The following is a 25207-nucleotide window of genomic DNA, read 5'->3' as shown; positions in this document are numbered from 1 at the left end:
ATAATTGAGCTATGAATCTTAATCTGAAAGCAGAAGACCAGCATACCTATGATGCCATTGTAATAGGTTCAGGTATCAGTGGGGGCTGGGCAGCGAAAGAACTGACTGAGAAAGGACTTCGGGTACTGTTACTGGAACGGGGTAAGGATGTCAAACATATTGAAGATTATACCACTGCCAATACACAAATTTGGGAATTTCCGCATAGAGGACGTTTGACTCTTGGCCAGAAAGAGGGACGGCCTGTGCAAACCCGGGAAGGAAGCTATCCTTATAATGAGCAGAATGGCAATTTCTGGGCTGATGATTTGGCTAATCCATATATAGAGGAGAAACGGTTTGACTGGTATCGGGGTTACCAGGTAGGTGGTAAATCACTAACTTGGGGGCGACAATGTTACAGATGGAGTGATCTGGATTTTGAAGCAAATATAAAGGAAGGTATAGGGACAGATTGGCCAATCCGTTATAAAGATTTGGTCCCCTGGTATGAGTATGTAGAAAAGTTTGTAGGCATTAGCGGTGCTATTGAAGGGTTGGATGTGCTTCCAGATAGCATATTTCTGCCTCCTATGGAGATGAACTGTGTAGAGAAAGAAGTAAAACAACGTATTGAAAAAAGCTTTGCTGGACGAAAGATGATTATGGGACGGGCTGCCCACCTGACTCAACCTGGCAAGATACAACTGGATCTGGGACGTTCGCAATGTCAGTATCGGAATCAGTGTAGCAGAGGATGTGTATATGGCGGATACTTTAGTACCAATGCTGCTACTTTACCTGCTGCGATGAAAACAGGTAAGCTAACCTTGCGACCTTTTTCCATTGTACATTCTATTATCTATGATGATAAACTAGGCAAGGCAAAAGGAGTACGTATTGTAGATGCTCAAACAAAGGAATCCAGTGAATATTTTGCTAAGATCATCTTTGTGAATGCATCTGCTATTAATAGTGCCTATATTCTTTTAAATTCTACTTCTGATCGTTTTCCGAATGGTTTGGGAAATGAAAGCGGCGAATTAGGACATAATCTAATGGATCACCATTCACGTGTGGGTGCTTCCGGCGTAATGGAGGGGTTTGAAGATAAATACTATTATGGGCAACGGGCAAATGGTATTTATATACCTCGATTTCGGAATGTGGGTAGCGACAAACGGGATTATCTACGCGGATTTGGCTATCAGGGTGGTGCCAGCCGACAAGGTTGGGCAAGAGGAGTGGCCGAAATGAGTTTTGGTGCTGATTTTAAAGAGCAACTCACAAAACCAGGTCCATGGACAATGGGATTGTCTTCCTTTGGCGAACACTTGCCAGATCATAGAAATTATGTGTATCTGGATAAAAGTAAAAAAGATCCTTATGGCTTGCCTATGTTGGTGATTGATTGTGAGTATCGGGACAATGAAAAGAAAATGCGTATCGATATGATGAATGATGCGGCTGAAATGCTCGAAGCTGCTGGACTGAAAGATGTGAAAGGGTATGATAGAGGAGGTGTACCTGGACAAAGCAAACACGAGATGGGTACGGCTCGTATGGGCACAAGTTCTAAAAACTCAGTTCTGAATAAGAACAATCAGGTATGGGGTTGTGAAAACGTTTTCGTAACAGATGGAGCTGCGATGGCTTCTTCTTCCTGTGTAAACCCCTCATTAACGTATATGGCATTGACTGCCCGTGCTGTTGATTTTGCTGTTAAGGAACTCAATAAGCAAAATATATAATACACAAGGCGATGAAGATAACTCATCGCCTTTCTTTTTTATAATATCATTCGGAAGTCTTTCACGATTTCAGATTAACAACTACTTTCTATCTGTAAGATTATATTTGGACTGAAACATATACAAATGTAAATAGATGGTTACGACCTATAATAGATTGTTAAATAATTTAGATATATAGTTTAACATAGCCTTCATCTGAAAGATCGTAGAAATTGCTTATTTTTGCGGGCATGAATACAAAAGATGAAATAGTAAAAGATTGGTTACCCCGCTATACGGGGGTGCCTTTGAGCGAGTTTGGTGAGTATATTCTACTAACCAATTTTCACAATTATGTTGAGATGTTTGCTGAAAAGTTTGGCGTAGAGATCAAAGGACATGGGAAGCCTATGCAAACAGCTACAGCCGAGAACATTACCATCATCAATTTTGGGATGGGAAGTGCGATGGCGGCTACCGTGATGGACCTTTTATCGGCCATAGAACCTAAAGCTGCTCTTTTCTTAGGAAAATGTGGTGGATTAAAGAAAACCAAATTGGGAGATCTGGTCCTGCCTATTGCTGCTATCAGAGGAGAAGGTACCGGAAATGATTACATGCCTCCGGAAATTCCTGCATTACCATCGTTTCGTTTACAACGGGCGGTTTCGTCTATGATCAAAAAGCATGAACTTGATTATTGGACTGGAACGGTATATACTACCAATCGCCGCGTATGGGAGCATGATGAAAAGTTTAAAGAATACCTGAGAGATGTCAGAGCCATGGCTATTGATATGGAAACAGCAACCATCTTTATTGTAGGATTTGCCAATTCCATTCCACATGGTGCACTATTACTGGTGTCGGATAACCCTATGACACCTGAAGGTGTAAAAACCTCTGAGAGTGACAAAAAAGTAACGTCTAGTTTTGCCAAGAAACATCTGGAAATTGGTATTGATGCGTTGGTTGAATTAGCCAATTCTGGTGAGTCAGTGAAACACCTGAAATTTGAGTAAATTGATTTTTGTGTCAAAAATCATTGGAATCCCTTGATTCCAATGATGCTGTGAGTGGCTGCTACAAGTATACCTTGTGGCTTTTTTTATGTCTTAACAATTACCTTATTCTGTTGATAAAGAAGCCATCCTGGTGAGCTTTGGTAAAACTTTGGTGATGTTGATTCATCTGCTCGGACAGGTCCTCTGTGTATGTCATCAGATTTTTTTGCCATCCTTTTTCCTGTGAGAATGTAATCAGATCGTCTGTTATCGAAGATCCTTGCCTTCCTCCACTCCGTATCTGTGCCCATGCCAGCAACTGGGCTATATTTTCCAATATTTTGATGACTTTCTTGGGTTTATGGCCTAATGATGCAAAATCTATTTTGTCTTCACTGGGTTGTAGTTGTTTCAAAACAAAGGCTGTTTGATCAAGCTCCATAGCTGTGAGGAATGCTGGGCTAAAGGCTTGCATCCGTTGCTGGATGGATACAATACGATGTGCTTCATTATTCCACTTTGGTTGAGGTGATGTTGTGAAGCTGGCAGTAGCTGATGGAACAGCTTTTTTCAAATCCCACAAACGGTATTTCTTTTTCTTGTCTTTTGCACTACTTTCTGACAATACAATATAACGTTCCATTCCCAGACTGCCTGTACCTGCAATACGATGAGCTATATCCAGAACCTTACCATGATAATGATGTATATCAAGCCAGTTTTGCAAATCATGCATTAAAGATTCTTTCTTAATTGGATTAATCGGTAACGCCTTTTTTGAGTTGGTATCCAGTACCAGCTTGCCTTTCTGTTTTTTTACTCTTCCTTTAAAGATATCTTTTTGTTTTCTTCCACTTAATTTCTTCATAAAGTCTCTGACAGGACCTTGAGCAAAATCCCTTTCCAGTAATCTGGGATTACCTGTTTGTAAGGTAGTTGTATATTGTTTCAGAAATAATTTGACAAAGTGTTGTTGCTCTGTTCGTTTGAAATGCAACAAATCTGTAGCCAGGAATATACTTGTTGTGATACGTACTAATTCCCATAAAGCTGGACCCAGTAATGACTCATCAAAGTCATTGATGTCAAAATAGGTAAGGGAATTATGTCCTTTGTAGCTTCCAAAGTTCTCCAGATGTAGATCCCCGCAGGACCAGACAATTGGAGATTGGTATAAGAATGATTCCTGTTGAATAGTGTGATAAAACAGATGGCAGCAACCTCTGAAAAAACTGAGAGGGTTGGCTGCCATCTGAGCATACTTTCGGGGTAGCAAACGGGCATCTCTATCCTTATTGAACTGATGGATAGTTTCTGGAATATTCAGCATAAAAGGATTTATTAGATACAAAATAGGCCCTTAAAATGCTATAATATCCTTCATATTCCTATTTTATCCGAATTTTTGTTAATTCATTTCGTCCGAAGAATGTTGGAAAATACATGAGTTCTGCTTTAGCCGGATTTAGTGTATATGCACCTGCATAGCGGGCAACCAGTTGTATATCAAAAATGTATGTCCCTTTATTCAGTTTGGTACAATAAATGGAAGTTTTATGCCGGAATGGCTCTCGATACGTTTCATACCAGTTTTGTGCCCAGCTTTTCTGGGATTCATCACTATAGGAACATCCTGCCGGAATGGGTACCTCTACCATCACATAATCGGCATCTTTGGTTACATTGACAGTGACATGTAGTGTTATTTTGTCTCCTTGTTTAAGGACTTGTTGGGTATGTTCACTTCCTTTAAAACTGGTTTTGACTATAAAGTCTTTTTCAACTTTAGAAGGGCTGGAATTGTGAAACTGTTGGTAGCTGGTCAGGTATACAGGTAAGGTACCACTTTTCTGAATTGTCAGAACCTCTTTTGCTGCCACTTCTGTTTCAAATGGAAAGGTGGTTATAGCTTTGCTTTCCGAACTATTCTTTACAATTAGCTGTGATTTTTGTATTGTGGTATCACTTCCTAACACATCCGCCAGGATCGTTTCAATGATCTGAGAAGACTCATAGGTATTACGCCAGTAGCCAGTTGCTCTTTTCTCGAAAAAATAATTCCGTATGCGACTAAGTTCTGCTTCATGCCCTCCTTGTACTTTCAGAATCCGGTATACAAGAAGCGTAGTTTGTATCTCATTCAAATATGGATGGTATTGAACTTCTCCCCAGTAGCTACTGCCAAATAGGGTTTGTTGTCGGATACGAAACAGTGTATCTGTTGAGTAAGCAAGTCCAAATTGCTGACGTAAGGCCATTCGTTGCAAATACTGATACAAAGAAGGTTTAGGTTCTTCAATTACTTTCTGATACCCTAGTTTATTTTTTACTATACTCTCTTTTTTAGTAATAAAGAAGATATCAAGCCCTGTAATATACTTTGTAAAGTTGCTGTTTGCCTGAAGACGTTTGAGAATCTGTAACATGCGTATCTGATCATCAAAAGATACCTTTTCTTTTTCCAACTGGTAGGTGAAATAGTTGATAAGATTTTGTCTGTTAAAAGATACAGTATATCCGGCTGTCTGTGCATCAAGTAGGGCTTCTGTTGCATGGGTAGTTACCCAAACAGCAACAGGTCCTTCTTTCCACCAACTCCATGCTCCTTCCTTTAATTGTGCCTGTTCCAGTTTCCGGATAAGTTTTTGTATGTCCTGATCAAATGCAAAGGATTTATGTAGCTGATTACAGATACGTTTGCTGGCGAGATAGGCTTTAATCTTAGAGGAAATTTGTTCGTTACACAGATATTCGTATCGATGCAGATGTTCAATCTCTTCTACTAAGATATCCAGTACCTGTGCACGAGCGTATATTTTTACTTTACCCAAAGTCGTATCAAAACGCATTTGAACGGTGGTGTCTCTTTCCAGATTCCAGAATTGACCTTTGGTTTCTGTTACACCTACTGGAAATATAGGAATAGAGCGCATTTCTCCATCTGTATAACCATCTGGTTTTTGCAGGTAGTACTTGATCTTTAGTGAATCTGAGGTCGTAGCTGAAAGTATCAACGAATCAACAGTAGCATTGATAGCTTGTATTTGCTTTCTGGATTGGATCTTATTATTTATCTCAAAACTCGTTTGTAAAGCAATGGTATCTGAAGTATAATTGAGAGACTTGCCAATCACCTGTGTACTATCACCCTGGACCAAAAAGCGTGGAACTGATAATGTGGCTGCCAAACTTTTAAATGCTTTGACAGAGCTTTCTGAAAATCCAGTTTGCTTTTTATTTCCCATGACAACAAAGAACGTACGCCAGTTGGTGATATCATCTGGAAACGCAGCTGTAAAAATAACTTCTCCTTTTTTATCTGTGGTAAGTCTGGGTTGCCAAAACGCATAATCAGAGAATCGGCTCCGGATCGCATTTTCAGCCGGGACGGCTGTTATTTCGGGAAAAGCTGATTCCTTGGGTTTGGGTAAAACACTATTGGGCTTAGAAGTTATAAGTATTACTCCATTGGCTGCCCTTGCCCCATACAATTCTGTAGCCATATCAGCCTGAAGGATTTCTGCTGATGCAATCAGGGCAGGATCTATGTCTGTTAAGTTATCGTAGGGAATTCCATCAATAACAATAAGCGGACGTTGTGTGGTTGGTATACTTGACATGCCTCTTATTCGAATGCGTTTATCTTCCTTAATAATCACACCTGCAATCCTACCTTGCAAAGATTGATTTATTGTTGAGATAGCACCTGTGATGGATTTTTTTTGTTGCGTCCCATAACCTATGACTACTACTTCCTGCAATGCTTTTACATCTGCCACTAATTGGACATCTATCACAGTGCGATTGTGAATTGGGGTTTCTTCTGTCATATATCCTATGAAAGAAAAGGTTAGAATCCCATCTGCTGGGACATACAGTTTATAAAACCCATTGGTGTCACTAACTGTACCACGATTTGTGTTTTTTACAGATACAGATACTCCTGGCAGGGGTGAACCAGTTTCATCCAGTATTTTGCCTTGTACATAATGTGTAAAGCCTTCAGAGGAAACCTGAGATGGATAATAGGATTTTATGACAGGCTTATTGTCCTGTAATTGGTAAGCAAGATCTATTTTAACCTGTACAGATTTTTTTATCTGTTCAAAAAGATTATTGCTGTAATTATCTGCTGGTAGAACAGCATTCCAATCAGGTTGATAATAGGTTGTCGCGTTTTTCTGAATATAGATGGGCGATGCCATTAGATATTCATTCTTATCCAGAAGAATTACCATACAATAAGTACCTGCTTCCATATCATGCATTAGCTGGGAATAAGACGGGTATATGCGGAAGAACAATGGATTGTTCTCCTGATATAAGACAAAATACCGGATGATTTTTTGCTTTTTAGTTGTTTGTAGATATCGTATTTCCAGTTTCCCATGTCCGGAAGTAGTATGATTTGGATTATTATAGTATTCAGTAGGATAGGAGGGAACTGCCTGATAGGCTTTGGTAAGTGAATCTATTTCCTCCACAGTCCATGCTCTTTCTGCGAAGTTAGGCTTACTAATGTTGTTATTGGCTAAGAATAAGTCTTTAAAACCAGTCCATGTACGTAGTTTGAGTAGCTGAGGTTGAAAGTCGTATTCAAACGAGGGCTCAAAGATAAAGTCTGTAGAAAATGAGTTCTTCGATACAAAATGAGTCAGATTTGGTTTTACAGGGCCAATGAAATAGGAAGACCTACTTTGAAAAGGTCCATGAAGAGTGAATATTTGTTTATCCTGATGAATGTATACATAATCGTTCCCAAAATAGTAGTTTTGTTTAACTGGCATCAGATATTGATTGAGCACTGCAAGCTCTGTTGAAGACAGGTAGGGTTTAAGAGTGTCTATCTGAGTTTGTTTTTGAAGTGTAGTGGATGTATTTCGGATAAAAGGTTCTGCCTTTTCTCCTTTTTTAGGTTTGTAGAAGCTTTTTGGGTCAATACTAAGAATTAATTTATGGTGTGGTTTCAGATATATGCTATCCAAGTTTATTTGTAAGGTTTGAGTACGGATCTTTATGTGATGATATCCTGAGTCAACATGAAAGCTATACCGCTGACCTACATCTGCCACCTGAAAATAGACAGGTTGTTCATCAATAAACAGCAAGTGAATTTGCTGGATTTTGCCATCTATTACTACAAATGGAGCTATTTGAGTCATGAGGTTTGGCATTGACAGATATTGTTTATAGATACCGTTTTTGGGATAGAGAAACTGAAAATAGGCGAGGCTATCCAACCCCATCTCTTTATGCCAGCGATTCCATTGCAATTTGCGATTGGTTTCTGCCTGGTTACCCTCAAACTTATTTCTTAATTGAAAGCTATTTTTGATTTTACGGCTATGATAACGTTTGCTGAAATCAGGTATATTGGGAGTTCTTAGTTCTGTAAATTTGCGCGTAATCCCATAGGCTGTCATATCAGCATTAGCAACAGGCTTGCCTTTGATATCCCGTACACTCACACGTATAGGAATAGCCTGCCCAGGAGATATGGTAGCAGGTTGAGTAGTTTCAATCTGTAATTGTTTATTTGCCAATGGTATTTCATACTCATTCTCATATACCTTATTGTTCCAGATGTATTGTACGGACGCAGAGTAGTTTTGACGAAGTGACGCTTTACGTTTAATCTGTAAGTCTGTATGGTCTTGTCCGGAAGTGAGTCGTTTGTTTTTATGATGGAGTGTATACCAGAATGGAAGGTGTTTGGGGTTAACTATCTGAACTGATACAGAGTCAATTGTTCTGTTTGTAAAGATCTGGAAACCGGAAGATTGAGATTGCAGTTCTAAGGATACACTTTGAGAGGAATCTTCCAGTGAATAGGTTTTAGTATAGGGATTGACAAGTTCTTTGTAAGGTAAAGAAACATCTTTGTGTACGATTTTACCTTCTTCATCATCCTCTGCATATAAAGTAAGCATCGCCTGATGGGATTGGGACTTTCCTGCTACCAGATAATCCGCAACCAGTGAATCATTTTGTATAGACAATTTTAAAGTGGAAGAACTATAGGTTCGGCTAAATGTTAGTGTGTGGTTGTGACGTTCGTTGTTGCTATTAAGAAATGTCGCCTCCAGTTGGTATTGTATCGTGGCATTGGGAAAAATAGAGTCGGGTACTATGATTCGGGTTTCGCTTGTTGCATCCAGTTTCTGATCCTGCTTCCAGATTGTATCAGGAACAATCACCTGAGATTGAGGAAATTTTCCTGTGTTTTGGGGATAGAGTCTGAGTTGCACACGGGCGTCCATTACATTCAACTCATTTTCATCTGTTCCTCTGGCAAAAAGCTGTATTTTCTCACCAGTAGTATATTCTTTTTTATCACTACGGATTGTAAATGTGTTGGACTTCAGTTCATAATCTTCATAGGTGAAATTTCCTGTCACATATTCTCCCTCTTTTTTATCCTTGAAAATAACCTGACAGGTAGTGCCTAACTTTATACGCAGGCTATCTACAAGAATAAATGAAAACTCATATAAGCCAGGTTGATAAGGTCGTATAATACCTAATTTAATTTGCTTTTCCTGTGTATGTCCTTTGTAAAGCCATGCCTCCAGTTCTTTATGGATAGGATGTCCTGACCTTCTTCTACGAATAAATGCTTTCAATCGAACCGTTTCTCCAGCTCTGTAACGAGGTTTATTGAAGATAACTAGTCCCTGGTGACGTCGGGCAACTCTAACATCTCTCTGAAAGCCGGAAAAATTTGTTTCCCACCAGGCTCCATCAAACAGATGTGTTACGTCCTTAATCCAGCCTTGGGGATAACCACTTCTGACAGATGCATAAACCTGGTAAAAGGGCATGGTTACATACCCTAATCCGGGCCGTCCCAAAAAGACCCTACGCATAGTATTTGCTAAGTGGTTACTACCATATTGAGTGGTGACCGATGTATAGGAAGTAAATCCTTTATAGTCAATAGCCAGAAACCCTTTCCGATTAGTATTTCGAATACGATATGACTGTGTTTTGGTATCAAACGAAATCTTATGTTTTTTAAGAAACACATTGGCGGTAGAAATACGATTGCCTAACGAGTCATGCAGATGGATGGCTAAATCATTTTTATTATTCAGAAGCTTTACCTGTAACTGTCCCACTGATTTTAATTCATAAACCAACCGATCTTCTGAAGCATACGCCAACAGATAATGGCCTTGTGGAAGTGTACGAGTGTATGCTTTGTCTGTTTGAAAGGAATCTATAACAGTGTGAAAGAATTTGTCTGTGACAGATGATAAATCTTTCTTATAAATGGTACGAGCTTCTGTATTAGTAATCTGAAAAACATACGTATAGAAGCTTGTTGTCCGGCTATGGACTAAGCTCTGGCCTATTGATATAAAGGAGAGAAAAACAAAAAAAGGGAGTAGAAAAAGTGTTTTCATAACAGCTTGCGGTTTTTCTTCAGATGCCGCAAGCTGTTAAATTCCATAAAAAATAAATTACCTGTACTATCAGATGCCTGGTAATCAGATAACTTTTTGAAAGATTATTTTCCTACAGGGATCGGTTTGCCAATACAACCACTAGGTTCCATAATATTGAGCAGTTGGGCTATTGTGGCAGATATATCCGTTACAAAAACTTCATCTATGCTGCTGCCATGTTTTACTGGGCCTCCATAAAAGATCACAGGTACATGCGTATCATAGGCATAAAATGAACCATGTGTAGTACCTTGTTTGCGACCTTCAAACCAGTTAGGCTCCAGCGCAATGTAGATATCTCCAGAACGTTTACGATGTATACCATTCTTGATCATTTTGATAAAATGCTCAGGCAGAATACTTTCATTGATTTCGTGAAGATTGATCACATTTGCCACCCCATTTAATTGCAGAAGGGAAGGTGTGATGCTTTCATAAATGTCTTCAACTGTTTTTCCTTTTTGTTGTAGCAAAGTATAGTTTAGATACAGTTGATTGTTTTCGTAACTACGTATCCAGTCACCTTCGCCAAATTGTGTATTCAGTTGTTTTTTCAGGTTGGTAAGCATGCTTCTGCCATCAAATACTCCTGCTGGAATATTCATTTTTGTCATGTGTTCTGCTGCAGGAGCAACCGCATGATCTGCACTCAAAAATACCAGTACGTTGTTTTTTCCGATGTAGGTATCCAGGTAAGTTAGTAATTCGGCAATATCGCGATCCAGACGAAGATAGGTGTCTTCTGTCTCGATGGCATATGGTCCATATTGATGTCCAACATAGTCTGTAGAAGAGAAGCTAACTGTCAGAAAATCGGTTACTTTGCCTTTACCCAGATTTTCTCCTTTTATAGCAGCCAGTGCAAAGTCTTTCGTGATTGTATTTCCTGATGGTGTAGAACGAATTAATTCAAAATCGGCTGTTCTTAACTTAGGCAGGTCATGGGGAAAAGAAGAGCTTGTTTCGTTCCGGAAACGACCCTCATGAGCCTGATCATCGGGTGTACTTTCACTATATTGAGCTGCATTTAGGAGAGGCGTCCATACCTGAGAAAGATATTTAGCTGCCAGCTTCTGCCCATTAAACTGTTGTACCCATTCTGGTAGCTGCTTCATGTAATAATCACTTGTAATCCAGTTACCGCTGAACGAATCAAACCAATAGGCTGCATTGGCAAGATGCCCGGCAGGCAGAATTGCTCCCCGATCTTTCAACGCTATGCCGACAACCTTGGACTGCATATTGTTTGACAAACGTAACTGGTCTGTAATTGTAGTTACCAGCAAATTACGTGGGGACATCAGACCTGCCTGAGATTCACTGCCTATAGTATGTGCTGTACTATCTTCTGTGCAATATACCACTTTGCCTGTGCGCTGATCAAACCATTCATTACCAGCTATACCATGAATAGCTGGAACAGAACCTGTATATACACATGTATGACCTGGAGCAGTATAGGTAGGTACATAATTGTAGTGAGCATTTTTACAGGAAAATCCTTCACGTACCAACCTTTTAAATCCACCTTCACTAAATTTACTGTTATAACGGATCAGAAAATCATAACTCATCTGATCTACTACAATACCAATTACCAGCTTAGGCTGTGAGCTGGTGGTAGCTTTGCTTATCGCTGGAGATTTCTTTGCAGATTTATGTTGTGCCTGTAAAGAAAGTGTGACAAGCAGTAGGATTAGTATTTTTTTCATTGGGTTTGTTGGTTTTTGCAGCAAATTAAAACAGAATTGAATATGGTTTGAATTAATTCTTTATTAAGTATTACGTTATTGGTGCAAAAACTTCTTTTGGGTAAACGTATTCTATTACTAATCAGGCTAAAGAAAACCGTTTGCCAGGTAAAGATTTAATTAATCCTTGTAGTTCAAGCGTAAGAAGTATGGATGCCATCTGATTAACTGGAATCTGAGATTTCCAACTGAGGTCATCAATTAGTATATCAGGTTGTGTTGTGAGCAGAGTCAAAATACTTTTTTCAGATTCAGATAAACCCTCTTGTTGCATCCATGGAATAGGTACTGATGGATTGTTTTTCTCGCCTGTTTCTTCTGCCCAACCCATCAGATACTCAAGATCAGATAATGATGTATAAATATGTGCCTGATGATTACGTATCAGTCGATTGCAACCTGCAGAATAAGGTTGGTCGAGGCTACCAGGAATTGCCATCACATCGCGATTATAATCATTGGCAATCTGTGCTGTTATTAAAGCACCGCCTTTAATGGCTGCTTCAACAACAATGGTTACATCTGACATTCCAGCTACAATGCGGTTTCTATCCGGAAAATGAGGGGCATCAGGTTTGGTTCCAAAGGTATATTCTGTAAGCAATCCACCGTTATCAAACATTTGCTGAGCTGTATTTTTATGTGCAGCCGGGTAGATTGTATCAACTCCGCTTCCCAAGACGCCTACAGTTGGAACACTATGTTTTACAGAGGCTTTGTGTGCTGTAATGTCTATACCGTAAGCCAGACCACTCACTACTAATACATCCGGATATACAGACAAACTTGTTATCAGTTCTTCTGTTACTTTCTTTCCATAGGTAGTTGCATTACGTGTTCCCACAATGGCAACAACCTTCTTCGCATTCAGATCTGCTGTGCCTTTGTAATACAATAACATAGGAGCATCAGGTAATTGTTTAAGGCGAGTCGGATAATCCTTATGGGTATAGAAAAGTATTCGGACATTCTGCTTAAGTGCTTGTTCATAGACAAAGTCTGCTACACTAAACCCTTCTCTGGCATGTATAATCTCTGCTGTCTTTTCTCCTATTCCTGGAATTCGGGTTAGTTTTCCCTTGGATGCTTTGAATACTTCCTGAGCAGATCCACAATAACTTACTAATTGTCTGGAGAGAGCAATGCCTATACCTGGTGTAAGACTGAGCGCAATCTGATGTATGATTTCTTCTTCCATATAGACTAAAAAATATTTTTGATTTTATACAGTTTCAATAGTTTAGGTAAATGTTTATGTAATGGTTTTTTTGTTTCTGTGTGAAGATATAGAGGTATGAAAGTATAAATTTAATGGAGATAGTAAATGTGAAATACCTGAGAGAGAGCATATCTCTACTAAACATCTCAATAGAAACTAAAAATTTTCTGTAGTAAAATGAAGTATATTGAGAGATTATGCAAAATGATTTTTTGATAAAATAAGATAGTTTAAAGTGTAGATGTTTCTGTCACTATACACTATTGGTGAATAATAATATTTAGTTGTATTATGTTGATTTGCAGTTATTTACAGCCTTATTGAGTTAGCAGGATATGTGGATTTTATTATTTTGTCATAACTTTTTTGTTACTCATTACTTTTGTAGGTAGATATACGGAATTATTTTACAGACACTTAAGTTATCTAAATAGAGGCATCAAAAATCTGCTTTAGATGCATTAGAAGGCAAAAAATAAAAAACCTCCTTGTTTGTATTCAAAAGATTATTCAGATTTGCTGTCTCAATTGGAAACCTTTTAACCTCATATTACTCATGGCAAAAATAAAAGTAGGTATCAATGGGTTTGGTCGTATCGGTAGACTGGTATTTCGTGCAGCCGTTACTAACCACCCTGAAATCGAAATAGTAGGTATCAATGACTTGATTGATGTAGAATATATGGCATATATGCTTCGTTATGATTCTACTCATGGATTATTTAAAGGGGATGTGAAGGTGGAAGATGGGAAACTGGTTGTAAACGGAAACGCAATCCGTGTTACTGCAGAAAAAGATCCTGCTAACTTGAAATGGAATGAAGTAGGTGCTGAATATGTAGTTGAATCTACTGGTTTATTCCTGGATCAGGAGAAAGCTGGTTTGCATTTAAAAGCTGGTGCAAAACGTGTTGTTATCTCTGCTCCTGCAAAAGATGACACTCCTACTTTTGTAATGGGAGTAAATAACGAATCATATAAGCCAGAAATGACGATCATTTCTAATGCATCTTGTACTACCAACTGTCTTGCTCCTATCGCTAAAGTGTTGAATGATAAGTGGGGTATTGAAGAAGGTTTGATGACTACAGTACACGCTGTAACAGCTACTCAGAAAACTGTAGACGGACCTTCTATGAAAGACTGGAGAGGTGGACGTGGTGCTTATCAAAACATCATTCCTTCTTCTACAGGTGCTGCCAAAGCAGTAGGTCTGGTTATTCCTCAACTGAAAGGAAAACTGACTGGTATGTCTTTCCGTGTTCCTGTAGCTGATGTTTCTGTAGTCGACTTAACAGCTCGTCTGAAAACGCCTGCTACCTACGAAGAAATCAAAGCTGAAATGAAACGTGCTTCTGAGCAGGAACTGAAAGGTATCCTGGGATATACTGAAGATGAAGTAGTTTCTTCTGACTTTATTGGAGACTCTCGTACATCTATTTTCGATGCAAAAGCAGGTATTCAGTTAAGCCCAACTTTTGTTAAGGTTGTTTCCTGGTATGATAATGAGTGGGGATACTCTAATAAACTGGTTGAGTTAATCACTTATACTGCTAAAATCTAATCTGCAATAACTAGCATACGATATTTAAAAAAGCACGCTATCAATGGGGTAGCGTGCTTTTTTATTTTGTTGTATGTTCCAAATGTGAAATCCAAGGTCTGTATGTTTTCGTATTATTAATAGATTTATATTTTTTCTGCAAAGAGTTTACCTTTTGTTAGGTTATATACTAAATTAATAATAATAAGATAATGATAAATTAATAATCTGGTAAACAGTTAATTAGGTTGCCAATATGCTAGATGTACATTCTGATCCTCCGAAATGGATAAATTATTCTATTAATGCTTATCGTGTCTTGATGATCTTACTGATTCTGATATTGGCCTTAGTATTCATTCGCTCCGGCATGCTGATTTATCTATACAATAAAAATCTTCAAAGTTTAATCAGCAAAGAGACAGAAAGTGTACATAATAATGGGACTATCAATACATTCTTTATTGTTGCAATTTTGTTGGCTGCGGCTATCTTATTATCAGTCATTGCTCATATTAAAAGAAACAAATCCTTTGTATGGCATTGGTTTGGATTGTCTGTCGGATTCTTTCTATTAGCATTTTATGAGGCGACAGATATGTATGCCAAATTTGACGAATCCTTACAAAAAAGCTTTCAACCTGTTGCTATGCTCTTCTTCCAACGATGGATCGTGCCCATCTTTGTAGTTTTGGTAATTCTCTTTGTTATCTACACAAAGTTTTTAACTCATCTTTCTCTCAGGACACGAATATTCTTTATTGCTACAGAGTTTATTTATATCACAAGCACATTTGTTGAAGAAACGATACGTATTGATTACAAAAATAGTTTGCCAGATTCATTATCGCTTCAAGTACTATTGGTCATTGCAGATGGCGTAAAAATGCTGGGAGGTGCCATTTTTATTTTTGCATTACTGGATTATATGAATAAGTATATACCCAGGGTTGATTTTCAGGTAAAGTTCTAATACTCCTATTTCATGTTGAGCTATGTATTCTTCAGAAATAATGCGATCAGAGAAAGAGCAAGTTGTATTGCGGTTTAATTATCAGCGTTTTGTCTGGTTTTTAGTTTTTGTAGCCTTAGTGCTGGCTATGGTCAGTTTTGGTATGCAGTTTCGCAAATATGAGATAGATATAAATAGTAAGGTATATCAGAAGTTTGATTTGGATGGAGAACGAAATATACCTTCTTTCTTCTCTATGCTGTTGCTTATGACAACTGCAGTAATCCTATATATGATCTCTTCAATTAAACGTAAGTTTCAATTGACTTTTCGGAACCATTGGCTAGGCTTGTCTCTGATATTTTTGTTTTTATCTATGGATGAGTTGATTAGTCTACACGAGATATTGATTGACGTTGTTCGGTATATTGCGGGTAGTAGCACTGGAATATTTTTTTTGGGATGGGTTATACCAATGGGATTTATAGTGATATGTATTGGTTTTACCTATTTGAAATTTCTAATCAGACTCCCTTTACGTACTCGGCTTTTTTTTATTGTCTCTGCATGTGTATATTTAAGTGGCACCATTGGAATGGAAACTGTTGGCAGTTACTACTACCAAGTGCATGCAGAAGGTATAGGTATGCAGTTATGTATGACCATTGAAGAATCATTGGAAATGATCGGTATCATACTGTTTATCTATACCTTGCTCGAATATACACACCGATTTCTGGAGCCATTGACCATACACTGTGAGTTTGAGGAAAAGATATAGAGATCTTTACTCTTGTACAGTTTCTGGAGTTGTTTTTCGTTCAATAATTCCTGCTGCACTTATAGAAAGAGGTACTTCCGGGAAGTCGCTTGCCAGAAGACGCTGCAGTGTTTTAATGGCTTTGTTATCCTGATCCAACTGGCAACCTCCTTCTCCTGTTTGCTTGATTGGAGTAACCTCGGCTTTTATAAATTCTCCTTTCCGGTTAATAGAAACTTTTACAATAGGAGCCACTCCTCCTTCACCAGTCAAACTGAAGCGGCCATAGGTACAGAAGTTACCCAAGCTATAGATAATAAACCGATCCTTATATAAGTCTACTGAACGTGTAACATGTGGTCCATGACCTAGAATAATATCCGCACCTGCATCAATCATTTTGTGTGCAAAATCATATGGATTGCCTCTGTTTTCTCCTACAAAAAGCTCTGTTTTCTTGGTTACATGCTGTGCTCCGCGACCTTCAGCACCTCCATGAAAGGAAACAATTACAATATCAACGGAATCTGCCAGTTTACGAACCATTTCCTGTGCCTCTTTAATCTTGCGTATATCCAGAGTCCCTTCATTGGGTGCAAAGGCGATTAGACCATATCGGGTACTATCCCTTACAAATACAGTAGTGGGAGCTACCTGTAAACCTGCATAAAGAATTCCATTGGACTCAAGCGTCTGCATAGAACTTTGTCTTCCTACTGGCCCGAAATCTCCACTATGGTTATTGGCTAGACTCATCATATCAAAACCTGCATCTACAAGATATTTTCCATAACGCGTAGGCGTCCGGAATGCATAGCAGATAGCAGGATTGGAACAAGTCTTTACTTTGCCACCTTTGTTTTTATCCAGTAAGGTTCCTTCCAGATTACCAAAGGTTACATCGGCATTACGCAATATCGTTTTGATTGAATCCGGAAAGATAGTAGCTCCATCATTGGGAGGTAAAAATGAAGAATCCGGATAATCTGTACCCATCATAATATCTCCTACACCAATGATTGTAAGTGTGTCTGCCTTATGCGAAAGTGTATCTGATGAGATCTGTACAGTATCCTGTTTGATCTTTAATGTATCCTGGGCTTGGATGGTAGCTGTGTAGCTTACCCCTAAAGCAAAGGTAATCAGTTTTTTATACATGATGTCTTGTTCTGGCGAACCGCAAAGATACCAAACCAGAGGCTGGCAGAAAAAGAGTAATCCAACAAAAGTGAAAAACCTAGTCTTTTTCATGAATACGAAAGCCTATTGCAGACCGTTCAGTTTGTTCACCATTGAGAAACCGTTCAAACCGATTTTCGAGAAACCGACATAGGTAATTATGCAGATAATGTAGAAAGGAAGAAAAGTCTGTTTCTGATTCTTCAGAATGAATAAAGAAATCTTCTTCTTCCGGTAGGCGTATTATAAATTTTCCATTGAGTTTTTTGAAGAGTATTTCCACAATTAAAAGAAAACCCTGTCCTTGAGAAAGCGCATCTGTATAAGGAAGATTAATACCATAACGTACATGCCAGAAACCTTTTTCATCCATCAATAAGGTTTCGGCTAAACTGGCAACCGTTTTCTGCTGATCTTCTCCTCCTATAAAGAAGAAGTTTTCTTCAGGTATCTGGTAATATTGTTTTACAGCTTCTGTTAGCAACTGTGCGAACTGGAAACTGGCTTGTTCATAGTTATTATAAAACTGACGATCTGTTTGGTAGATCTGTACTAATTCGGTGAATTTGGACATATAGTATTGGATTCGAATCTTTGTATTTACCAGCTTACGACTACATCTTCTTTAAACAATTGGGTTCTTCCTGTTGGATTAAACAGAGAGAAAGCAATAACATATCTGCCTGACCTTACTTTATCTCCTGTTTGACTGGTTCCATCCCAGGTAAAGAATCCTTCTGTAGACAGTGATTGATTGGAGGCAATCTGTTTGACCTGTCTTCCAAGCATATCAAAAATGGTTATAGTAGCTATGTTACCTTGTGTACTGAAATGATAGAGCAGGGACGTAAAATCATGGTAACCATCTTCATTGGGTGTAATTACTTTAGGGGTAACCTGAATAGTCGCTGTTGTGGAGGTTGTTGCAACAGATTGGGAGTTCTGATATCCCGGAGTCGCATATCCTTCTGTGGCCGCAGCTGAATGCCAGTTAGCTGGCAGGTTCGTTGCCACATTAACATTAAGTCGTTCCAGTGAGACTCCTTCCTTGTCTTGTATCATAGAGAAATGATAATCTTCTGAATAGTCAAACTGGTCAATGATATTTCCTTTTTCGTTGATGAGTACCACATTACCTGCTTCATCGTAGAATGTAGGCATGGAGGACATCACAACAAAGTTTTCAGTCTGCGCTTTAGGATAGTTATTTTTCAGGATTGTGGCATCTGTTGTAAAGACAACAAATTTCTTAGGTGGTAATAGTCGATTGACAGAGGTACACGTTTTCTTATTGGCAGGAATATCTTCTTCAATATTGGCTAGTTGCCAATTCTGCAAATTGATATACTTGTCTGATCGGTTGTAAATTTCTACAAAGTCTACTCCTCCAACTCTGGGGTTAAAGAGAACCTCATTAATCACTACATCTACAGAATCTGCTGTTTCAGGCAGTGCTAGTAGGGTTTGCAGCATATTGGTTTGTATATTCTGATTACAATCCCTGAGATTCTTTATACTGAGTGTATATTGCTGTTTGGGTTGAATGTCTGATGAGAGAGTCAGTCGTACAGAACGAAATGGATATTCACATAGGATCGTTTCTATCTGTATCGTTGGATTGAGAGAGTAATTACTGAGTGTATTAGCTGAAATGCTATCTAGTTTTTCACTAAATGTAAGCTGGAGTTGATTGGTTGCTATAACTTCTGTTAGAGCCAGAGTCGGAGGGGTAAGGTCTGGCTTGGAGGCTGCGACAGAATTAACTTGTCCTGGTGTACCTCCTTCATCGGATACCGACGCAGTCCAGTTGTTGTCTTCACCACAAGGATTGGTAAGGTCAATAAGTTCAATAGACCATCCTCCTTCCGATTTTACAGAACTTTGATACCAGCTTATATCATACTTCACCCGATCAATGATCACACCGACTGGATTTCGTAGCGTTAATTCATCTCCTGAGTTGTTTAATGAGGGAAGGCTACTAAGTGATACTACTTTCCCAAAGGCTTCAAATTCTGTTGCATAGGTATTCTTACATAAAATAATATATTCTTGTGGAGCTATCGTAAAATCAGGTAAGATAACTTTGCTGGAAGGATCACTTAATGTGCAACCTTTCAGGGAAAGGCTTTTGTCTGTTGTATTATATAGTTCTACAAACTCAGCCTGTGGTAATTCTACCCTAGGAGATTCATCTGCGAGTAGTTCTGTAATGATAATGTCTTTATAGCTGATAGGACGTATAGGTTGGATTGGCGGAGGAGTTGTTCCATCTATCGTCAAATCATCCAGAATAAAGCCTAATGCATTCGTAGATGTATAATTACATACAATCCCAAAATAACTAGTGTTGGTAAAGGTTTTGTCTGTTATAGTGCCTTCGCTGACAAAAGCAGTTTCGGTGGATTGTTTTGAAAATAATTGCCAGTTCCCAATGGCATCCCTATATACCCGTATAGTAAGGTTAGGATTGGTTGCTGCCCGACCTGCTATTCCATCAATAATTTTTGTGGATGTACTTCCGCTTTGTTTGTATAGATCAACACCATCCGCACTTCCCGTTTCACCTATTCGAATATAATATCCATCCAGATCGTTCTTCAGATTAGCTTGTGAACTCATCAGATAAATCCGGACATAATTGCTATTGCTAGGTGCAAAGGTTAACTGGACAGAGAATTCCCAGGTAGTGTTATCTGCAGCTGTATTGGTTGTTGCTAATGAGATAACTGATGAAGATGATGATCCACTACTCTGTAGCTTTTGAGATGCATTGACCCAAAAGGAGGTAATATCACCTTGCCAGGCAGGATTTTGCGTAAAGTTGCCATCAGAAAAGTGCTCTGTCAATTGAGCCTTTAGGGAAGTAATAGGAAAAAATAAGGATAAAAATAGCAGGAGTGTACCTGTCCTCATAAAGCAAAAGACTTTTTGGCGAAAGTAGAGGTAAATTTTTGAATTATTTATAGTTTTTATACAGAAAAAATACATCTGTAAACTATCTGAGTCAAAGGGTTACTTTTTACATGGCACTTCATAAACACACGACAATCATTTAGTAACCTTTAACTGATAAGCACATGAAGAAAGTAAGTATGTCTTTTCTATTTTTTATTTTTATTCACTATGTATCCTATAGTCAGCTTTTGGATCGAATGTTAAAAAAGGTAGAAGATAAAGTGGTAGATAAGACAGAAGAAGCCATTAATAAGTCAACTCAGAAGAAAGATAAAAAAACAACCGAGAAGCCTGGTCCTGAAGGTAAACAGGCCCCAGCAGATTCGTCTGAGACTCAAGAAAAAGAATCCGGTAGTGAGAATAGTAGTACGAATGGTAATACTCTTGAGATAACACCTCTCAAAGCATACAGTAAGTTTGATTTTGTACCTGGTGACAAAGTGATTGCATTTGAAGATTTTAGTCGGGTAGGAGCAGATGATGATTTGCCAGAAGGATGGAATACCAATGGTTCCAGTGAAATTGTTACTTTGAACAATTATCCTGGTAAATGGATGGCACTAAAAGGGGGTAGTTATTCAGCCTTTCTACCTGAGTTTATTACTAATATTCCAGAAAACGCCACAATTGAGTTTGACATGATACTTACAGAATCTGACGGAGGGATTTTCTTTCAGATATTTAATGAGGAATTGAAACGTCGTCAGATAGAATGGACTGATTATCGGAAAGATGGTATCTCTATTGACCTATATGGAGACTGGATACAAATGGAGTCATATATTCCTAATCAGCCTACTTTTCAATCCAACACAGACCATAGTATAAGAAGTGTCTTTGAAGAGAATGTGAAAAAGAATATTAAAGTATCTATCTGGAGACAAAAGGGGCGTTTGCGTATGTATCTGAATGATAGAAAGGTGATGGATATCGCAAGAACATTTAATGGTAGTAATGTATACAATACGATTCAGTTTGTAAAACGAACTGAAAATGACGTATATATCCGTAATATTCGGGTGGCTGTTGGTAATCCTGATATCCGTGCGAAACTGGCTGCTGGTAAATTTTCCACCAATGGCATTTTGTTTGATGTCAATGAAGATAAAATCAAACCAGAATCGTATGGAGTGCTAAAGCAAATTGCGGAAGCCTTAAAATCAGACCCATCTTTGAAGGTTAAAATTATCGGACATACAGATAGTGATGGAGATGCATCCAGAAATACAGAACTATCCAAACGACGGGCTACCTCTGTAAAAACGGCTCTCTCAAAAGAATTCGGAATAGAAGATGCTCGAATGACAACAGATGGAAAAGGGGCTACAGAGCCTGTGAATCCAAACACTACTGCTGAAGGCAAAGCAAATAACCGTCGTGTAGAGTTTATTAAGACAAATTGATGTATTGAAGTTTTATATCGATGCAGAGACAAAAAATACTATGTCTCTGCATTTTTGTTGTTGCAAGATTTTGTATTGCCAAATGTCAGGTAAGTAAAAGAAATAAGTAGAATTAACTATTAATTCTATAAAGATTGTCTGCGAAAACTTCTCTTTTTAAATAAGAGTTCCTAATTTTGCAATCCTTTTACACAACTCATTTATTTTCTTACCTTATTTTAATTTAAACGCTTATGAAAGTAGCCGTTGTAGGAGCCACCGGGCTTGTAGGTGGCGAAATGCTCAAGGTTCTGGAGGAAAGAAATTTCCCTGTTACAGAATTAATTCCCACTGCATCAGAAAAGTCAATTGGTAAGGAAATTAAGTTTAAGGGAAACTCCTACAAGATTGTAAGTGTTGACGATGCTATTGCAAAACGTCCGGATATTGCTATATTCTCTGCTGGAGGGTCTACTTCTCTGGCTCTGGCACCAAAATTTGCCGAAGTAGGTACTGTCGTGATTGACAACTCGTCTGCATGGCGTATGGACCCTACAAAAAAACTGGTAGTTCCTGAAGTAAATGCACATGTATTGACTGCTGAAGATAAGATCATTGCCAATCCAAACTGTTCAACTATTCAGATGGTTGTGGCATTGAACCCATTGCACAAAGCCTATACAATCAAACGGATTGTTGTGTCAACCTATCAGTCAGTAACAGGAACTGGTAAAAAAGCCGTGGATCAGCTTTTTGCAGAGCGGGAAGGAAATGCTGAAGTGCCTAAAGTATATCCTCATACCATAGACCTGAATGTGTTACCACATATTGATGTATTCCTGGATAATGGATATACCAAGGAAGAAATGAAGATGGTCAATGAGACCAAAAAGATTATGGGGGATGATTCCATTCAGGTAACTGCTACTACGGTGCGGATTCCTGTAATAGGTGGTCACTCTGAGTCTATAAATATAGAGTTTGAGAAAGATTACGATCTGAAAGATATATTTGAATTATTGAAAAATGCTCCAGGTGTGGTAGTAGTAGATGATGTAGCTAACTTTAAATATCCAATGCCAAAAGATGCACATGGAAAAGACGAAGTTTTCGTAGGTCGTATTCGTCGGGACGAAAGTCAGCCAAATACATTGAACATGTGGGTTGTAGCTGATAACCTGCGTAAAGGAGCTGCTACCAATGCTGTTCAGATTGCTGAATACCTGATGGAAAATGTATTGAAACCTACTACTGTTTAATCGAGTAGTGAATTTTCTTTCTAGCGAAAGATTTACAAAACTCCGTAAAAGATATACTTTTGCGGAGTTTTTGTTTTTTGTATTACATGAAATAGTAAATCAGTGCAGAAGTATTGGACGGAAGTGAAAGCAAGCTGGCATCAGGCCTGGCAGAATACAATTTTTAGAAAAAAGTTAATAGGTAGTCTTTTTAGTGTACTCATACTTCTCGCAACCTTTCCTGTATTCTTTCAATATATTGTTAAACGGGAAGGAATGCTTTTACATGATTGGTTACTGGTGAACATTCCAGCCATAGATGTTTCTATTTGGGTCTTTCTTGCAATCTGGGGAATGGTGATTCTTTCGTTGATTCGTTTTGCTAAAGAGCCAGATCGTGTATTGCTATTTCTGGTAGGATACACTTTGGTATCTGTTTTACGAATCATTACTATTCTGACCATTCCACTGAATCCACCTGTAGGGCTTATTGAATTAACAGATCCCCTTAGTAATGCTTTCTATGGAAAAAGTTTCGTTACCAAAGATTTATTCTTTTCTGGACATACTTCTTCCGTTTTCCTTATGTTTCTATGCTTACAACGTCCGGTAGACCGATTATTAGGATTACTTGCAACTGTTTTGGTTGGTGCTGGTGTGTTGGTTCAGCATGTTCATTATAGTATTGATGTACTGGCAGCACCTGTATTGACATATTTGTGCTGGCTTATTGCAAGAAAGATAATTCGTTATAAATGAAGTTATATAAGATAATTTTAAAGAAGCGAACAGATTTTGGAGTGAAGACGTAACCCGAATCTACCAGCCTTTATAGGTTATATCGACAGTCTCAATAATTCTTTTATCTAGTTAAAATGCTTCTGCCAGTTGAAAATATAACCCTCGTGAAGAATCCTGACCTATGCCATAATCCAGGCGTAAATTTAGTTTTTCTGTACGGTTTAACTGAAATCTAAGCCCTAGCCCATAGGAATATTTGAGATGGGCAAGACTGATGTCTTTGAATCGATGAGTGACATTTCCTGTACTACCAAATACCACCCCACCAAAGCGCCAGTAAATAGGAAAACGATATTCCGTCTGAAATACAAATTGATTACGATCACGATATCGTCCATCATAATAACCTCTCATGCTATTATATCCTCCGAAGGAAGCCAGACTGCGTAAGGGAACTTCTACTCCATCATTAAAGAATCCATAAAGCTGTAGTGCCAGTACCTGTTTTTTGTAAACCTTGATAAACTTACGAAGATCTACCATATAATTGGTATATCTGTAATCAGAACCCAATGCTTCATTGAAATGATTAAACTGGATCTGAAGCAACTCTCCTTTATCCGGAACAAATGCATGGTTTCTGCTATCCCATGTAAAACTGAATCCGACACCAGAGACTTGATAACCATTCTTGCCAGGAATCTCTTCTCTATCCAGAAGTCCTCCTTTTTTATAATCAACTTCCAGGAGACGTTGATATTCATATAGCATACCCAGGAAGAAGCGTCTTCCTATGCGTCTTTGAAGATGTGGATAGATATAGTATTGCTTAAAGATATAAGATTCTTTGTTTGACTCTGGTGCATTAGGTCCAATTCCCCAGAATGAGTCTGGAAAATAACTGTAGGAAATCTGCTGATTCAAAATATATCTTTCATTGGCAAAATAGGTAGTGCCATTCAAAGCAATAACCAGTTGTTTGTTCAACGAATAGAGTCCCAGCCCCTGTATATTGGAGGTACGGCTACTTGTATCTTTACGATTAGGGCGAAAAGTGAAAGAACCGGCGGCTCCAAATGCCCAGTCTGTCTCAATAGAACGGGCAATTACCGGAAAAATCAATAATGACCTTCTGGAAGGCAAAGAATCGGTTGGATTTTTTATATCCTGCTGATTTTGAGCAATAATAGTGCTGGTGGCAAATAAATAGATGAAAAAAAAACTACACCAGTGACAATGTGAACGGATCATGTTTAAGTAAATTGCTTACATATTTACGAAAATATCATTGAATAAAAAATTTATAATTAATTAACAATA

The 25207-nt window shown here is 38.4% G+C and carries 16 protein-coding genes; 8 read left to right on the top strand and 8 right to left on the bottom strand.

Annotated features, from left to right (window positions below):
* The first annotated feature begins 11 nt into the window (after nt 1–11).
* Nucleotides 12–1730 (top strand): GMC family oxidoreductase, encoded by a 1719-nt coding sequence (locus QNI22_RS35085; protein ID WP_314518602.1) that lies wholly within the window; start codon nt 12–14, stop codon nt 1728–1730.
* Between the two features lie 233 nt (nt 1731–1963).
* On the top strand, nt 1964–2734 hold the full coding sequence (locus QNI22_RS35080) for an AMP nucleosidase (RefSeq protein WP_314518600.1): 771 nt from the start codon (nt 1964–1966) through the stop codon (nt 2732–2734).
* Between the two features lie 100 nt (nt 2735–2834).
* On the opposite strand, the gene QNI22_RS35075 is transcribed toward QNI22_RS35080, so the two are convergent.
* The 4 genes from QNI22_RS35075 to dprA all read right to left on the bottom strand — a co-directional run bounded on the left by QNI22_RS35075 (nt 2835) and on the right by dprA (nt 13113).
* Nucleotides 2835–4046 carry a DUF2252 domain-containing protein gene (locus QNI22_RS35075; protein ID WP_314518598.1) on the bottom strand — a complete coding sequence of 404 codons (1212 nt, stop codon included), beginning with the start codon at nt 4044–4046 and terminating at the stop codon, nt 2835–2837.
* A 58-nt stretch (nt 4047–4104) separates the two neighbouring features.
* Nucleotides 4105–10122 carry an alpha-2-macroglobulin family protein gene (locus QNI22_RS35070; protein ID WP_314518597.1) on the bottom strand — a complete coding sequence of 2006 codons (6018 nt, stop codon included), beginning with the start codon at nt 10120–10122 and terminating at the stop codon, nt 4105–4107.
* Nucleotides 10123–10226: 104 nt separating this feature from the next.
* Entirely contained in the window at nt 10227–11876 is a 1650-nt protein-coding gene (pafA, locus tag QNI22_RS35065; protein ID WP_314518595.1) for an alkaline phosphatase PafA, read from the bottom strand.
* A 121-nt stretch (nt 11877–11997) separates the two neighbouring features.
* Nucleotides 11998–13113, bottom strand: coding sequence for a DNA-processing protein DprA (dprA, locus tag QNI22_RS35060; protein ID WP_314518593.1), 1116 nt, complete (start codon nt 13111–13113; stop codon nt 11998–12000).
* 577 nt (nt 13114–13690) lie between these two features.
* Here dprA and gap point away from each other — a divergent pair.
* The 3 genes from gap (at nt 13691) to QNI22_RS35045 (ending at nt 16410) form a co-directional block, all read left to right on the top strand.
* Complete coding sequence (gene gap, locus QNI22_RS35055) at nt 13691–14698, top strand: type I glyceraldehyde-3-phosphate dehydrogenase (protein ID WP_314518591.1); 1008 nt, start codon at nt 13691–13693, stop codon at nt 14696–14698.
* Between the two features lie 235 nt (nt 14699–14933).
* Complete coding sequence (locus QNI22_RS35050; protein WP_314518588.1) at nt 14934–15650, top strand: hypothetical protein; 717 nt, start codon at nt 14934–14936, stop codon at nt 15648–15650.
* A 22-nt stretch (nt 15651–15672) separates the two neighbouring features.
* Nucleotides 15673–16410 (top strand): hypothetical protein, encoded by a 738-nt coding sequence (locus QNI22_RS35045; RefSeq protein WP_314518586.1) that lies wholly within the window; start codon nt 15673–15675, stop codon nt 16408–16410.
* Nucleotides 16411–16416: 6 nt separating this feature from the next.
* Here the strand turns inward: QNI22_RS35045 and QNI22_RS35040 are convergent, their stop codons facing one another.
* From QNI22_RS35040 to QNI22_RS35030, 3 genes are all read right to left on the bottom strand, one after another.
* Nucleotides 16417–17547: a CapA family protein gene (locus QNI22_RS35040; protein ID WP_314518584.1), complete on the bottom strand. Its 1131-nt coding sequence runs from the start codon at nt 17545–17547 to the stop codon at nt 16417–16419.
* A gap of 79 nt (nt 17548–17626) precedes the next feature.
* Entirely contained in the window at nt 17627–18142 is a 516-nt protein-coding gene (locus tag QNI22_RS35035; RefSeq protein ID WP_314518582.1) for a hypothetical protein, read from the bottom strand.
* Nucleotides 18143–18168: 26 nt separating this feature from the next.
* Complete coding sequence (locus tag QNI22_RS35030) at nt 18169–20484, bottom strand: lamin tail domain-containing protein (protein WP_314518581.1); 2316 nt, start codon at nt 20482–20484, stop codon at nt 18169–18171.
* Nucleotides 20485–20648: 164 nt separating this feature from the next.
* On the opposite strand from QNI22_RS35030, the gene QNI22_RS35025 reads away from it, so the two are divergent.
* The 3 genes from QNI22_RS35025 to QNI22_RS35015 all read left to right on the top strand — a co-directional run bounded on the left by QNI22_RS35025 (nt 20649) and on the right by QNI22_RS35015 (nt 23905).
* Entirely contained in the window at nt 20649–21929 is a 1281-nt protein-coding gene (locus QNI22_RS35025; protein ID WP_314518580.1) for an OmpA family protein, read from the top strand.
* A gap of 233 nt (nt 21930–22162) precedes the next feature.
* Nucleotides 22163–23167 (top strand): aspartate-semialdehyde dehydrogenase, encoded by a 1005-nt coding sequence (locus QNI22_RS35020; protein WP_314518578.1) that lies wholly within the window; start codon nt 22163–22165, stop codon nt 23165–23167.
* A gap of 102 nt (nt 23168–23269) precedes the next feature.
* On the top strand, nt 23270–23905 hold the full coding sequence (locus QNI22_RS35015; protein WP_314518576.1) for a phosphatase PAP2-related protein: 636 nt from the start codon (nt 23270–23272) through the stop codon (nt 23903–23905).
* A gap of 111 nt (nt 23906–24016) precedes the next feature.
* Here QNI22_RS35015 and QNI22_RS35010 read toward each other — a convergent pair whose 3' ends face one another.
* On the bottom strand, nt 24017–25138 hold the full coding sequence (locus QNI22_RS35010) for a BamA/TamA family outer membrane protein (protein ID WP_314518574.1): 1122 nt from the start codon (nt 25136–25138) through the stop codon (nt 24017–24019).
* Nucleotides 25139–25207 lie beyond the last annotated feature (69 nt).

Source organism: Xanthocytophaga agilis (assembly GCF_030068605.1).
In the GTDB taxonomy this organism is placed as follows: domain Bacteria; phylum Bacteroidota; class Bacteroidia; order Cytophagales; family 172606-1; genus Xanthocytophaga; species Xanthocytophaga agilis.
This window is presented reverse-complemented; position numbering and strand designations above follow the sequence as displayed.

Bases quoted from the DNA above. Each gene is read 5' to 3' on its own strand.
- QNI22_RS35085 (WP_314518602.1), top strand. From the start codon at position 12: ATGAATCTTAATCTGAAAGCAGAAGACCAGCATACCTATGATGCCATT.
- QNI22_RS35080 (WP_314518600.1), top strand. From the start codon at position 1,964: ATGAATACAAAAGATGAAATAGTAAAAGATTGGTTACCCCGCTATACG.
- QNI22_RS35075 (WP_314518598.1), bottom strand. From the start codon at position 4,046: ATGCTGAATATTCCAGAAACTATCCATCAGTTCAATAAGGATAGAGAT.
- QNI22_RS35070 (WP_314518597.1), bottom strand. From the start codon at position 10,122: ATGAAAACACTTTTTCTACTCCCTTTTTTTGTTTTTCTCTCCTTTATA.
- pafA (WP_314518595.1), bottom strand. From the start codon at position 11,876: ATGAAAAAAATACTAATCCTACTGCTTGTCACACTTTCTTTACAGGCA.
- dprA (WP_314518593.1), bottom strand. From the start codon at position 13,113: ATGGAAGAAGAAATCATACATCAGATTGCGCTCAGTCTTACACCAGGT.
- gap (WP_314518591.1), top strand. From the start codon at position 13,691: ATGGCAAAAATAAAAGTAGGTATCAATGGGTTTGGTCGTATCGGTAGA.
- QNI22_RS35050 (WP_314518588.1), top strand. From the start codon at position 14,934: ATGCTAGATGTACATTCTGATCCTCCGAAATGGATAAATTATTCTATT.
- QNI22_RS35045 (WP_314518586.1), top strand. From the start codon at position 15,673: ATGTATTCTTCAGAAATAATGCGATCAGAGAAAGAGCAAGTTGTATTG.
- QNI22_RS35040 (WP_314518584.1), bottom strand. From the start codon at position 17,547: ATGTATAAAAAACTGATTACCTTTGCTTTAGGGGTAAGCTACACAGCT.
- QNI22_RS35035 (WP_314518582.1), bottom strand. From the start codon at position 18,142: ATGTCCAAATTCACCGAATTAGTACAGATCTACCAAACAGATCGTCAG.
- QNI22_RS35030 (WP_314518581.1), bottom strand. From the start codon at position 20,484: ATGAGGACAGGTACACTCCTGCTATTTTTATCCTTATTTTTTCCTATT.
- QNI22_RS35025 (WP_314518580.1), top strand. From the start codon at position 20,649: ATGAAGAAAGTAAGTATGTCTTTTCTATTTTTTATTTTTATTCACTAT.
- QNI22_RS35020 (WP_314518578.1), top strand. From the start codon at position 22,163: ATGAAAGTAGCCGTTGTAGGAGCCACCGGGCTTGTAGGTGGCGAAATG.
- QNI22_RS35010 (WP_314518574.1), bottom strand. From the start codon at position 25,138: ATGATCCGTTCACATTGTCACTGGTGTAGTTTTTTTTTCATCTATTTA.